We start from the raw sequence: 12,669 nt of genomic DNA, 5'->3' as shown, positions 1-12,669 counted from the left end.
GACTCAGGCCGGGAGCCGGGGCACGCTGGACAGGAGCTTCCGGGTGTACGGATGGGACGGGGCGCCCAGCACTTGGGCCGTCCCGCCCTGTTCGACCAGCCGGCCGCGCTCCAGCACGGCCGTGTACCGGCACAGCTCGGCGACGACCCCGAGGTCGTGCGAGACGAGCAGGATGGTGAGGTCCCGCTCGGCGCACAGCGACGACAGCAGGTCGACGATGCGGACCCGGGTGGTCAGGTCGAGGGCGCTCACCGGCTCGTCGGCCAGCAGCACCTTCGGGTGGCAGACGATGGCCCGGGCGATGGCGATCCGCTGGCGCTGACCGCCGGAGAACTCGTGCGGAAAACGGCTCGCGGTGTCGGCCGGCAGGCCCACCGCGTCCAGCGCCTCGGCCACCCGGGCCGGGTCGGCGCCCAGTCCGAGGCCCCGCAAGGGCTCGGCCACGATCCGGCCGATCCGGTGGCGGGGGTCCAGTGAGGAGTACGGGTCCTGGAACACCGCCTGTACGGATCGCCGGTAGTCCCGTAGCCGTCCTCGCGTCAGCGGCTGCCCGCCGAAGGTGATGGTGCCGGTCGAGGGCTTGGCCAGCCCGAGCAGCAGCCGCAGCAGCGTGCTCTTTCCGGCGCCGGATTCGCCCACGAGGGCCACGTTGCGGCCGGCCTCCACGGTCAGCGACACGTCGGTCAGCGCCGGCGCGCCGCCGCGGTAGGAGAAGCCGACGGCCTCGGCCGCGAGCAGGGGTGTGTCAGTCACGGGCGGTCCGCTCCAGGGCGGCGTCGAAGCGGCGGGCGCTGTCGACGAGGGTTCGGGTGTAAGGGTGTGCGGGGTCGGCGATCAGCGAGGAGATCGGGCCGGACTCGACGATCCGGCCGCCGCGCATCACGTGGGTGTCGCGGGCGACCCGGGCCGCCACCGGCAGGTCGTGGGTGATGAAGACCAGCGCGGTGCCGTGGGCGGTGGCCAGCCGGTCGAGCAGGTCGAGAATCTCGGCCTGGACGGTCACGTCGAGCGCGGTGGTGGGCTCGTCGGCGATCAGCAGCCGGGGGCGGCAGGCGATCGCCATCGCGATGGCCACCCGCTGGCGCTGGCCGCCGGAGAGCTGGTGCGGGTACGAGCGGGCGATCCGGTCGGTGTCGTCGAGCAGAACCTCCCGCAGCGCGCCGTGCACGGCGTCGCGCAGCGCCGCGCCCCGCAGGCCCCGGACGCGGCGCAGGGGCTCGGCGATCTGGCGGCCGGCCCGCATCAGCGGGTTCAGCGCGGTCAGCGGCTCCTGGAAGACGATCGCCGCCACCGGGCCCCGTACCGCCGTGCGCTGCCGCTCAGGACCGCCGATCATGTCGACGCCGTCCAGGCGTACCTCTCCCGAAGCCGTCAGTCCTGGCGGAAGCAGGCCGGTGACCGCGAGGGCCGTCAGTGACTTCCCGGACCCGGATTCGCCGATCAGGCCGACCCGGTCACCCGGGGCCACCGTGAACGAGACGTCGTCGACCAGCGCGGCGCGACCGCTGCGAACGGTCAGCCCGGAAACGGAGAGCAGGCTCATCGGTCCTCCCGGCGAGCGGAGTCGGCGCCGACGGTGTTGAGGGCCGGGTCGACGACCTCGGTGTAGTCGGCGACATCAAAGGCGGAGGCACGGCCCCGGCGGCGGGTCGGGTCGGTCAGGTCGCGCAGGCCGTCGGCGGTCAGGTTCATGCCGATGACCAGCACCACCAGGGCGATGCCGGGCGCCAGCGCGGCCACCGGCGAGGTCAGCACGGTGGCCTGAGCCTCGTACAGCATGCGGCCCCACGAGGCGTTCGGCGGCGGCGTGCCCAGGCCCAGATACGACAGGCTCGCCTCGGCCAGGACGGCCAATCCGGCCTGCAGGGCCAGGTTCACCATGACGACCGGCCCGATGTTGGGCAGGATGTGGCCGGCCACGATCCGCGGCCACGACACCCCGGCGATCCGGGCCGCCGTGATGTAGTCGCGGGCCAGCACCTGCTTGACCAGCACCCGCACGAGCCGGGCCACGATGGCGGCCATGGCCAGGCCGATGGCCAGGATCGCCGTGCCCAGCGAGGCGCCGGTGCCGGCCACGATGAGCATCGCCAGCAGCAGGGTCGGAAAGGCGATCAGGATGTCCAGCACCACCGCGAAGGCGTCGTCGAGCCAGCGCTGGGCGAAACCGGCGAGCAGGCCGGCGCTCACCCCGAGCACGCCGCCGACCGCGACCGCGCCCAGCGCCGTGCCGATCGCGATGCGGCCGCCGATCAGCAACTGGGTGAACAGGTCCCGGCCGAGCTTGTCGGTGCCGAGCAGATGGTCGCCGCCCGGCGGTGTCAGGCGGCCGCCCGAGGTGTCGTCCGGGGCGAAGGGCAGCCAGAAGTACGACACCAGCACCGCGCCGGCCACGATGAGCACCAGCACGAGCCCGATGACCAGGTGAAGTGAACGACGGTTCACGAGGCGCTCCGATGCAGCAGGCGGGGATCGACCAGGCGCTGCGACACGTCGCCGAGGAAGCCGACCACCAGCACGGCCGCGGTGCTGACCAGCATCACGCCCTGAATGACCGGGAAGTCGTGCTCGCCGATCGCCTTGACCAGCATGCCGCCGAGGCCGGGCAGCGCGAACACGCTCTCCACGACCACCGCGCCCAGGAACGTCGTGGCCAGCTCCATGGCGAGCACCGCGATGACCGGCACGGCCGCGTTGCGCAGCCCGTGACGCCACAGGGCGCGGGCGGGGGAGGAGCCGAGCGACCGGGCCGTACGGAGATAGTCGGCGCCCTTGACCTCGAGGACGGCCGCCCGGACGTACCGGATGAGAGAGGCCGACATGACCAGCGCGACCGTCACGACCGGCAGGACCAGCGACTCGAACGCGGCCGGGAAATCGGCCCAGCCGTCCGGCGGGAAGCCGCCGGCCGGAAGCACCTGCAGCTTCAGGGCGAAAACGGTGACGAGCAGAAGGCCGACCCAGAACGCGGGGACCGCGATGCCGAACTGGGCCACCGCGTTGAGCACCACCCCGTACCACCGGTCGGCCCGGACCGCGGCCAGCGTGCCCACCGGCACCGCCACCACGACCGCGAGCACGAACGCGGCCAGGGTCAGCGGCACGGTCACCGGCAGCCGGGCCGCGATCTCCGGCGCCACCGGCAGCTTGCTGATCAGCGAGGTGCCGAGGTCGCCCGAGAACAGGTCGCCGAGCCAGGTGAGGAACTGGGTGATCAGCGGTTCATTGGTGCCCAGCTCCCGCCGGGCGGCCTCGATCTGCTCGGGGGTCGCGCCCACCGGGAGCAGAGCGTTGGCCGGGTCGCCCGGCAGGAGCCGCAGCAGCACGAACAGCGCCACCGCGGCGAGGAACAGCGATCCCAGCAGGATCGCTGCCCGTCGCAGCAGGTAGCGGGTCATCAGCTCTTGACGATGTCGTACGCCGGGAACTGCGCGTTGAGGCCGTTGACCGGATATCCGGACAGCTTGGACGAGGCCACCACGATCTGCGGGTACAGGTACAACCAGTCACTCGCCGCGTCGGTGGCGATCTGCTTGTTGGCCTGCTTCAGCAGCGCGGTCTGCTCGTCGGTGGTCTTGGCCTCCTCGGCCTGGTTGATCCAGGCCGTGACCTGCTTGTTGTCGTAGCCCCAGTAGAAGGTGGGGTCGCCGTACCAGACCACGTCCCGATCGTTGACGTGCTCCTGCATCGTCGCCTGGAAGTCACGCTTCTGGTACACCTTCGTGTACCACTGGTCGGCCGTGATCGTGTTGATGTTGACCGTGACGCCGACCTTCGCGAGCTCCGACTTGATGAAAGTCGCCGCGGTCGGGTGCGGGTCGTAGTTCGGCGTGTCGAGCGTGAACGTGAAGCCGTTCGGGAAGCCGGCGGCGGCCAGCTTGGCCTTGGCCGCGTTCACGTCGTACGCGTTGACCGAGGTCAGATCCTCGTACCACGGGTCGGTGGGCGGGACCATCGAGCCGATGACCGTGCCGTAGTCGCCCCAGATCGAGTTGAGCAGCTTCTTCTTGTCGATGGCCTGGGTGATCGCCTGGCGTACCTCGACCTTGTTGAACGGCGCGACCTTGTCGTTGAAGGCCAGCAGCAGCTTGGTCGTCGACTTGCCGTCGTTCACCTTGTACGAGGAGTTGTCCTTGAACTGGGCCAGCGCGTCCGGGCTCTGCTCGCTGGTGACGACGTCGACCGCGTTCGTCAGCAGCGCGTTGTTCAGCGCCGTGGCGTCCGTGTAGTAGTGGAAGACCACGCCGGCGTTCTTCGCGGGCGTACCCCAGTAGCCGTCGAACTTTGTCAGCGACAGCGTCGAGCCGCGCTTCCAGTCGCCCAGCTTGTACGGGCCGGTGCCGTCGGCCTTGGTCGTGTAATCAGAAGACGAAGAGTTGACGATCCAGACGTAGCTGAGGTTGTAGACGAACGAGATCGAGCGCTTCGACAGTGTGACCACGACCGTCGCGTCGTCCGGGGTGGCGATGCTCTTGACGACCTCGAGGTTGCTCTTGCGGGCCGACTTGGAGTTCCCGGCGGTGACCCGCTCGATGCTCGCCTTGACGTCGGCCGAGGTCAGCGCCTTGCCGGACTGGAACTTGACGTTCGGCTGGAGGGTGAACGTGTAGGTCAGGCCGTCGTCGCTGACCTTCTGGCTCTTGGCCAGCAGCGGCTCGACCTTGCCGTCGTCGGTGAGCTTGTACAGGCCCTCGTAGACGTTGCCGTTGAGCGCCTCGGTGACGCCCTGGCCGCCGCCGGCGGTGTTGTCCAGATTCTGCGGCTCATAGACCGAGCCGACCTGAATGGTGGCGGCCGCGTCCGATTTGTCCGACGACGAGGAGCCACCGCCGCCGCACGCGGCCAGCAGACTCAGTGCGGAGACTGCCGCGAGCGAGGCCAGGAGCTTTCTCATACTTCGAATCCATTCTTGAAAACGGGGAGCTTCTCGCCGGCGAGGACCGGGACGGCGATGCGGTTCTGCGGTGGCGGCATCGGGCAGTTGTAGGCCGCGGAGAAGCCACACGGCGGAACGAAGGCCCGGTTGAAGTCGAGGACGATCTTGTCGGTGCCGGGTGTCAGGGTGGGGAAGAGAAAACGCCCGGAGTGGTACGTCTCGGCGCCGTTGGTCGGGTCGCCGAAGACCAGCAACAGCGTGCCCTCGTCGTCGAAGGCGCTCAGGTTGTAGTCGCGACCGGCGATGGTGAGGTGAATATCACCCGGCACCGGGAGATCGCGGGTGCGGCCCTCGTCGCGGGCGTGCTCGAAGGGCAGATAGCGGGCCCCGGGCACCTCGGTCCAGGTTCCCTCAAGCACCCAGTCCTGCGCATATGGGTAGGCGTCGATGCCTGCGAAAGCACGGATGGCCGGCGACTCGGCGTCCCAGAGGCGGACGCCGCGCTGCTCGATGCCCGTGATCAAATCACGTCGGGCCAGCGTGCTGGCGGTTACTGTGGGTGGCTGACCGGCGAGGGCGGCCGCAGGATCGTCGGCCCCCCAGCGGGTCTCGACCAGGGCGAGATTGCCGGTAGGTGCGGTGACCTTGCGCTCCCGCGCCTGTCGCCACGCAGCGTATTCGTCTGCCGTCATGGAGGGGCCTCAGCTAGTTGATCATGGTGTCTGCCATCGCAACCCTACATTCCCCATGGGTTTAATAGCACGGTGGGTCTCGTCACGCTCAGCGACGGAATATCACCCGGCGGGACCTGATTTGATCTGAACCTAGGTTGAGGTTTTACAGTTAGGTTTGCCTAACGTCGATCTTGTTAAGGAACCGCGTTTATGGATCGCCCTCTGCGGGTTGCCGTCATCGGCGCCGGCCCGGCCGGCATCTACGCCGCCGACCACCTCATCAAGGCCGTCGAGAACGTCACCGTCGACATCTTCGACAAGCTCCCGACCCCCTACGGTCTGATCCGGTACGGCGTCGCACCGGACCACCCGCGGATCAAGGAGATCATCAAGGCTCTCCACCGGGTGATGGACAACCCGCGGATCCGCTTCATCGGCAACGTCGCCTACGGCGTGGACGTCAAGCCCGAGGAGATGAGCCGCTTCTACGACGCGACGATCATCGCCACCGGCGCCGAGAAGGACCGCGAGCTCGACATCCCCGGCATCGACAAGCTGGGCAGCTACGGCGCCGCCGACTTCGCGTCCTGGTACAACGGGCACCCCGACGTCTCCCGCGACTGGCCGCTGACCGCGCGGAAGGTCGCCGTCATCGGCGCCGGCAACGTCGCCGTCGACGTGGCCCGGATCCTGGCCAAGACGGCCGACGAGCTGCTCGAGACCGAGATCCCGGACAACGTCTACCAGCACCTGAAGGCCAGCCCGGTCACCGACGTGCACGTCTTCTCGCGGCGCGGACCGGCCCAGGTCAAGTTCACCCCGCAGGAGCTGCGCGAGCTCGACCACTCGCCGAACGTCGACGTCATCGTGCACCCCGAGGGCATCGAGTTCGACGAGGGCAGCCTCGAGGCGATGCGGCAGACCCGGCACGTCAAGATGTGCGTCGACATCCTGCAGAACTGGGCCGTCCGCGACCCCCGTGAGGACCGTCCGCGCCGCCTGCACCTGCACTTCCTTCAGGCGCCGGTCGAGGTCCTGGGCGAGAACGGCAAGGTCGAGGGCCTTCGTACGGAGACGCAGGAGCTCACCGGCGACGGCTGGGTCCGCGGCACCGGCGAGTTCACCGACTGGGACGTCCAGGCCGTCTACCGTGCTGTCGGCTACCTCAGCACCGCCCTGCCGGACCTGCCGTTCGACGCCAAGAGCGGCACCATCCCGCACGAGGCCGGCCGCGTCCTGGACCTCGACGGCGAGCACATCCCCGGCATGTACGTGACCGGCTGGATCAAGCGTGGCCCGGTCGGCCTCATCGGCCACACCAAGGGCGACGCCAACGAGACGGTCACCAGCCTGCTGGCCGACGTCGAGAAGCTGCCGGCCGCGCCGTCACGCGAGCACGACGACGTGACGAACTACCTGCGCGGCCGCGGCCTGCCCATCACCACGTGGGAGGGCTGGCAGAAGCTCGACGCGCACGAGGTCACCCTCGGCGAGCCGCACGGCCGCCAGCGCGTCAAGGTCGTCGCCCGCGACGAGATGACCACCATCTGCAACGGCTAGCGGGGTGGGGGGCCTTTCCGGTCGACGATCGGGAAGGCCCGCCGCACGTCACTCAGAAAGACAGAGCGTTCCTGGGCGTACGTCGTCACGCCAGCCCACAGCGCCTCCAGCGCCGCCTGGAGCGGCTCGGGCGCGGCCGCGGCCCACAGTGCCGGAGCGGCCATCGCAATCCGGTCGACGGGGCCGTCCAGCATGCGGGGCAGTCGCTTGTCCAGGCTCTCGTAGAGCGGGCGGAGCGAGACCTTCGAGTACGTCTTGGGCGCCGCACCCAGGATGCGTGTCCACAACGCCTTCGAGGTGGTGTATTCCGCCGGCAGGGGCTCGCCCCGCTCCAGCGCGGCCCACGCCGGGGCCATCCAGTCGAGGTCGCCGACACCGGCGTACGTGAACGCCCGCCGCGCCGCCCAGACCGCGATCCGCCGCTGCGTCTCGCCGCCCGCCTCGGCCACCCCGTCGACCAGATCCCGGTCGAGCCGGGCCATGCCGTGCACGTTGCCCTTGACCTGGCGCAGCCGGTCGCTCGGCGGGCGCCCGCCCCACAGCCGCGCCTCCTCCCGCCGCCGGTATTCCTCGGCCCGGCGGGCCTGCTCCGCCCGTTCGCGTTCCGCGGCCTCGACCTGCTCCCACAGCGCCGGCGGCGCCGGTAGCGCGGCGGCCCAGCCGTGCCAGTAGGCGGCCGACCGGCTGGTCTGCCGCACGATCGTGTCGCCGTCGTCCGCCTGGTCGTCCGGCCAGAAACACAGCAGATAGCGATCCGGGCGCTGATCCATGTACGTGTAGTCGTCGTCCTCGATCTCGTCCGGATCGAAGGCGCCGTACGGCTTGCTGCCCTCGTCCATGCCGGCCGCGCAGTACCGGACCCGGTACCGCGGCCGGGGGAGGGGCAGCTCGGCCAGCGTCCCGTCACCCCAGGGAACCAGGCCGGCCGTGGCCGCCCGCGGCACGAAGGACACCTCGACGACCTCTTCCCAGGCCGCGTCCGCGGGCGGGGGCTCGGCATCGTACGACTCAATGGTGAATGTGACCCGGCCCGAATGCGTGCCGGTCATGAGGAAGAGCGTGCCGGGATCGCCGGCCCCGCAGAGCCCGTTGACCTGGCCGGCGAAAGCGCGGTCCATGTCGGGCAGCTCGCGGCTCGTCACGTAGCCCTGGCCGTACGCGACCGGCAGCGGACCGTCGAAGAGGATTCGCATCGGTCGATCCTGCCATCGTCAGGTCCCGCGTGTTGTCCCGTAGGCGGCGCGGCTGGCCTCGATGGCCGGCACGTGCTCGATGGCCCATCCGGCCAGGGCCAGCGCGGGCCCGATCAGGCTCTTGCCCATCGCCGTCAGCGCGTATTCGACCCGGGGCGGCACCTCGGCGTACACCGTGCGGGAGACCAGCCCGTCGCGTTCCAGATGGCGCAGGGTCAGCGTCAGCATCCGCTGCGAGATGCCCGGGATCTGGTGATGGAGGTCGGTGAAACGGACCGTGCCCTGATCGAGCGTGGCCACGATCAGCAGGGTCCACTTGTTGCAGATCTGATCCAGGATCGCCCGCAGCGTCTCGCCGCCGTCGCCGCGGATCATGCACGTGTGCTCGTACTCCGACATGACACCCCCTCAGGCACACGGATGTGCCTTTTGTAGGCCCTTGAAAAGTGCCGCATGATCCAACCATGCAGATCGCCTACTGGATCGTCGCCGTGCTGCTCGCTCTCGTCTACCTGTACTCGGGCGGCCTCAAGGTGCTCCGGAGCCGCGACCAGCTCCGGCCCATGATGGGCTGGGTCGACAGCGTTCCGCTGCCCCTGCTCCGTACGATCGGCGTGCTCGAGATCCTGGGCGCCGCCGGCCTGATCCTGCCGCCCCTGACCGGGATCCTGCCCGGTCTCGCGCTCGCCGCGGCCGTCGGTCTCGTGCTCGTCCAGATCGGCGGCATAGCGCTGCACCTCTCGCGGGGCGAGGCCCGGCTGATCGGCTTCAACATCGTGCTTCTCGTGCTCGCCGCCGTGGCGGTCTGGCTCGCGACCGTCTGGGTGTGATCATCTATGACATGACCAGGATCGGATTCATGTTCGACCGTGACCGGCAGCCCGAAGAGCTGACCGGCTTCGCCGCCGACCTCGAGCAGCTCGGCGCGGACGACCTGTGGGTGATCGAGGACCTCGGCTGGACCGGCGCGATCAGCTCGGCCGCGCTCGCCCTGGCCGCCACCTCGCGCCTGCGGGTGGGCATCGGCATCACGCCGGTCGCGTTCCGCAACCCGGCGCTGCTGGCCATGGAGGTGGGCAACCTGGCCCGGGTGCACGAGAGCCGGCTGGTGGCGGGCGTCGGCCACGGCGTGCCCGACTGGATGCGCAAGGTGGGCGCCGAGCGCACCCGCAAGCTGGCCCTGCTGGAGGAGACGATCGTCGGCGCCCGCGGCCTGCTGGCCGGCGAGACGGTCACCCTGCACGGCCAGGAGGTGACCCTGGACGGCGTCTCGCTGGTCCACCCGCCCCGGGTGGTCCCGCCGATCGTGACGGGTGTGGTGAAGCCGAAGTCGCTCGAACTGTCGGGCCGGGTCGCCGACGGCACGATCCTGGCCGAGGGCGCCGGCCCGGCCGAGATCACGGCCGCCCTGTCGCACATCGCCCGCGGGCGTGAGTCGGGCGACCGCCCGGCCCACGAGCTGATCGTCTTCACGTACCTGCGGACCGACGACTTCGAGGTGACCCGCGAGATGGTCGAGGCCCAGGCGGCGTGGCTCGGCGTGGACCCGTCGGAGGTCTTCTCGCTGATCGGCCCGCCGTCGGAGATCCCCGGGAAGATCGAGGCCCTGCGCGCGGCGGGCGCCGACACGATCGTGCTGCGGCCGCTCGGCCCCGACCCGCTCGCGCAGGTGCGCACGGCCATGGAGGTCATCGCCCCGCGATAGGCCGGGTCTGGGATGTATTGATGAAGGTCTATTTGTAGCTACGGTTTGTCCTCCATCGATTTCGCTTCGAGGAGGACAAACCGATGCGCATCCTCGCCCGAACGCTGGCCGCGCTCGCCGTCGTGGCGGCCGGTCTGCTGGCCCCTTCCGCCGCCGGCGCCGATCCGGGGGTCGGCACGAACGTCGTCAACGGCCGCCCGGCCAGCGAGAACTACTCGTTCATGGTCTACGTGTCCGGTTGCACCGGCTCGCTCATCAAGGCCAACTGGGCGGTCACGGCCAAACACTGCCCGACCCCTTCGTCCGTACGGGTCGGCAGCGTCGACCGGGCCAGCGGCGGCACCGTGGTCGCGGTGCGGAGGGCCGTCAACCACCCGTCGATCGACGTGAAGCTGCTGGAGCTGGCCAGTTCGGTGACGTACGCCCCGGCCCCGATCCCGACCGCGTCGGGCGCGGTGGGCACCGCCACCCGCATCATCGGCTGGGGTCAGACGTGCCCGACGCGCGGTTGCGGCTCCACGCCGCGGGTGGCCAACGAACTGGACACGTCGATCGTGGCCGACAGCCGCTGCTCGGGCATCAACGCCGCGTACGAGATCTGCACCAACAACACGAACGGCAACGCCGGCGCCTGCTACGGCGACTCGGGCGGCCCCCAGGTGCGGGTGATCAGCGGCCGCTGGGCCCTGATCGGCGTGACGAGCCGGGCCGGCAACAACAGTTCGACCTGCGCCACCGCCCCGTCCATCTACGGCGACCTTTCGTCGATCCGCGCGTGGGTCAACACCCAGGTCGGCGGCCTTCCCGCCTGACATGAACGAGAGGGCCGGCGCTCGGCCCCGGCCCTCTCCCTCTCCCGCGCTATCCGGCCCAGACGTACACCTGAGGCGCGACCGTGGCGACCGCTGAGGCGAAGTTGCCGTTGACCGTCGTGGCCTCGCGGGTGCTCGGGTAGGCGTTGGTGCACGACACCGGGGCGCTGCTACCGGACATCAGGTCGGAGCAGAGGCCGGTGCGGCGGTCGGGCAGGCCGAGCAGGTGGCCGAACTCGTGTGCGGCGATCCGCGGCTGGTAGTAGCCGTCGTTCACCGCCTCGCGGCCCATGTACCAGCGGCCGTTGCCGAGCGAGGTCGTGATGGCGCGCGGCCAGCCGTTGTCGGCGTACACCCGGATGTTGGGGGTCTGGCCGGCGGAGACCGGCACCAGGCGCACGTTGGTCACGCGGCTGTTCCAGATCTGCGCGCCCTGGTCGACGACCGAGCGGAACTCCTGGGCCTGGCTCGCGTCGTAGTAGAGCACCCTGGCGGCGGCGGTGGCCGGTCCGGCGCTCGTGGCCTGCAGTCCGGCGGCGGCGAGCGCGGTGGCGCACAGGGCCGCGGCGATCCTGCGTAACAGCATGACGTCCTCCTTGGGGGAATCGGTGGTTCGAGCGTCCCCCTCAGATCGACATCAATCAATGTTAACGGGCATACCGGATATGGACTCTGCGGCGTGTGATGCCGGTGCCCCGCGGTCGCGCTAGCGTTCAGGAGTTGATCAAAGGCATCGTCACGAAAATGGAGCCCCATGGCGACTCTCGGAAACTCCGGCATCGACGTCTTCCCGCTCTCCCTGGGTGGCAACGTCTTCGGCTGGACCAGCGACAAAGACGCTTCGTTCGAGGTGCTTGACCGGTACGTCTCCGGCGGCGGCAATTTCGTCGACACGGCCGACGGCTACTCGGCCTGGGTGCCCGGCAACTCGGGCGGCGAGTCCGAGACGATCATCGGTGAGTGGCTGCGCTCGCGCGGCAACCGCGACCAGATCGTCGTGGCGACAAAAGTCAGCCAGCACCCGCAGTTCCGCGGCCTCTCGGCGAACAACGTCGCCGCGGCGGCGGAGGCGTCGCTCGACCGGCTGGGAATCGAGCACATCGACCTCTACTACGCCCACTACGACGACGAGGCGACCCCGCTGATCGAGACGGCGGCCGCGTTCGACGCGCTGGTCCGGGCGGGCAAGGTACGCGCGATCGCGGTCTCCAACTACACCGGCGCCCGCATCCGCGAGTGGTTCGAGATCGCCCGCCGCGAGGGTTTCGCGCTGCCGGTGGCCGTGCAGCCGCACTACAACCTGGTGGTCCGGGCCAACTACGAGAAGGACATCGCGCCGGTGGCCGCCGACGAGAACCTGGCCGTGATGCCGTACTACGGCTTGGCCAGCGGCTTCCTGACCGGCAAGTACCGCACCACCGGCGACCTCTCGAAGTCCCCGCGCGGCGGCGGAGCGGCCGACCTGCTGAAGAGCGGCGGCCTGGAGGTCATCGACGCCCTGGACAAAATCGCCCGCGACCGCGACGCGCAGATCGCCACCGTGGCCCTGGCCTGGCTACGCCAGCGCCCGCAGGTGGCCGCCCCGATCGCCAGCGCCAGCACCGCCGCCCAGCTGCCGGCCCTGCTGGCCTCCGCGACTTTCGACCTGTCCGCGGAAGAGGCCGCCGCCTTGGACGCCGCCTCCGCCAAATTCGCATAGCCCCACCCCCCCCCCAGGGCCCCCCCCCCCCCCAGGCCCCCCCCCCCCCCCCCGGGCCCCCCCCCCCCCGGGGGCGGCCCCCCCCCCCCCCCCCCCGGCCCGGGCCCTTCGGTCGACGTGGCCGCCTTCACCCGCTGCGAGGCGTGGCGC

Annotated in this window: 14 protein-coding genes; 5 read left to right on the top strand and 9 right to left on the bottom strand. The window is 70.3% G+C overall.

Annotated elements, in window-relative coordinates; translation table 11 throughout:
- Positions 1 to 3: 3 nt before the first annotated feature.
- Genes ACFY36_RS39395 through ACFY36_RS39370 form a run of 6 tightly spaced genes read right to left on the bottom strand, consistent with a single transcriptional unit; the run spans position 4 to position 5,568 of the window.
- Positions 4 to 753, bottom strand: coding sequence for an ABC transporter ATP-binding protein (locus ACFY36_RS39395; RefSeq protein ID WP_499750998.1), 750 nt, complete (start codon positions 751 to 753; stop codon positions 4 to 6).
- Positions 746 to 1,543, bottom strand: coding sequence for an ABC transporter ATP-binding protein (locus tag ACFY36_RS39390; RefSeq protein ID WP_499750997.1), 798 nt, complete (start codon positions 1,541 to 1,543; stop codon positions 746 to 748). The genes ACFY36_RS39395 and ACFY36_RS39390 overlap by 8 nt, the downstream gene beginning before the upstream one ends.
- Complete coding sequence (locus tag ACFY36_RS39385) at positions 1,540 to 2,445, bottom strand: ABC transporter permease (protein WP_499750996.1); 906 nt, start codon at positions 2,443 to 2,445, stop codon at positions 1,540 to 1,542. Before ACFY36_RS39385 ends, ACFY36_RS39390 begins: the two co-directional genes overlap by 4 nt.
- Entirely contained in the window at positions 2,442 to 3,398 is a 957-nt protein-coding gene (locus ACFY36_RS39380; protein WP_499750995.1) for an ABC transporter permease, read from the bottom strand. Before ACFY36_RS39380 ends, ACFY36_RS39385 begins: the two co-directional genes overlap by 4 nt.
- On the bottom strand, positions 3,398 to 4,894 hold the full coding sequence (locus ACFY36_RS39375; protein ID WP_499750994.1) for an ABC transporter substrate-binding protein: 1,497 nt from the start codon (positions 4,892 to 4,894) through the stop codon (positions 3,398 to 3,400). Before ACFY36_RS39375 ends, ACFY36_RS39380 begins: the two co-directional genes overlap by 1 nt.
- Positions 4,891 to 5,568: a DUF1684 domain-containing protein gene (locus ACFY36_RS39370; protein WP_499750993.1), complete on the bottom strand. Its 678-nt coding sequence runs from the start codon at positions 5,566 to 5,568 to the stop codon at positions 4,891 to 4,893. Before ACFY36_RS39370 ends, ACFY36_RS39375 begins: the two co-directional genes overlap by 4 nt.
- Positions 5,569 to 5,760: 192 nt before the next feature.
- Here ACFY36_RS39370 and ACFY36_RS39365 point away from each other — a divergent pair, with 192 nt between their 5' ends.
- Positions 5,761 to 7,110, top strand: coding sequence for an FAD-dependent oxidoreductase (locus ACFY36_RS39365; protein WP_499750992.1), 1,350 nt, complete (start codon positions 5,761 to 5,763; stop codon positions 7,108 to 7,110).
- On the opposite strand, the gene ACFY36_RS39360 is transcribed toward ACFY36_RS39365, so the two are convergent.
- Together ACFY36_RS39360 and ACFY36_RS39355 are read right to left on the bottom strand one after the other, a co-directional pair.
- On the bottom strand, positions 7,107 to 8,303 hold the full coding sequence (locus tag ACFY36_RS39360) for a hypothetical protein (protein WP_499750991.1): 1,197 nt from the start codon (positions 8,301 to 8,303) through the stop codon (positions 7,107 to 7,109). The genes ACFY36_RS39365 and ACFY36_RS39360 overlap by 4 nt on opposite strands.
- Positions 8,304 to 8,321: 18 nt before the next feature.
- On the bottom strand, positions 8,322 to 8,702 hold the full coding sequence (locus ACFY36_RS39355; RefSeq protein WP_499750990.1) for a winged helix-turn-helix transcriptional regulator: 381 nt from the start codon (positions 8,700 to 8,702) through the stop codon (positions 8,322 to 8,324).
- A gap of 65 nt (positions 8,703 to 8,767) precedes the next feature.
- Between ACFY36_RS39355 and ACFY36_RS39350 the strand changes: the two genes are divergently transcribed.
- From ACFY36_RS39350 to ACFY36_RS39340, 3 genes are all read left to right on the top strand, one after another.
- Positions 8,768 to 9,133 carry a DoxX family protein gene (locus ACFY36_RS39350; RefSeq protein WP_499750989.1) on the top strand — a complete coding sequence of 122 codons (366 nt, stop codon included), beginning with the start codon at positions 8,768 to 8,770 and terminating at the stop codon, positions 9,131 to 9,133.
- Positions 9,134 to 9,144: 11 nt separating this feature from the next.
- A complete protein-coding gene (locus ACFY36_RS39345) occupies positions 9,145 to 10,008 on the top strand; it encodes an LLM class flavin-dependent oxidoreductase (RefSeq protein WP_499750988.1) in 864 nt (287 codons plus the stop codon).
- Positions 10,009 to 10,091: 83 nt separating this feature from the next.
- Positions 10,092 to 10,820 (top strand): S1 family peptidase, encoded by a 729-nt coding sequence (locus tag ACFY36_RS39340; RefSeq protein WP_499750987.1) that lies wholly within the window; start codon positions 10,092 to 10,094, stop codon positions 10,818 to 10,820.
- Positions 10,821 to 10,869: 49 nt separating this feature from the next.
- Here the strand turns inward: ACFY36_RS39340 and ACFY36_RS39335 are convergent, their stop codons facing one another.
- Positions 10,870 to 11,406, bottom strand: a complete 537-nt coding sequence (locus ACFY36_RS39335) for a snapalysin family zinc-dependent metalloprotease (protein WP_499750986.1) — start codon at positions 11,404 to 11,406, stop codon at positions 10,870 to 10,872.
- Between the two features lie 168 nt (positions 11,407 to 11,574).
- On the opposite strand from ACFY36_RS39335, the gene ACFY36_RS39330 reads away from it, so the two are divergent.
- Positions 11,575 to 12,519, top strand: a complete 945-nt coding sequence (locus ACFY36_RS39330; protein ID WP_499750985.1) for an aldo/keto reductase — start codon at positions 11,575 to 11,577, stop codon at positions 12,517 to 12,519.
- Positions 12,520 to 12,669: the final 150 nt, after the last annotated feature.

This window comes from Actinoplanes sp. NPDC000266, from assembly GCF_042899005.1.
Lineage (GTDB): Bacteria > Actinomycetota > Actinomycetes > Mycobacteriales > Micromonosporaceae > Actinoplanes.
The sequence above is the reverse complement of the archived record's forward strand: the minus strand, read 5'-3'. Positions and strand labels throughout refer to the sequence as shown.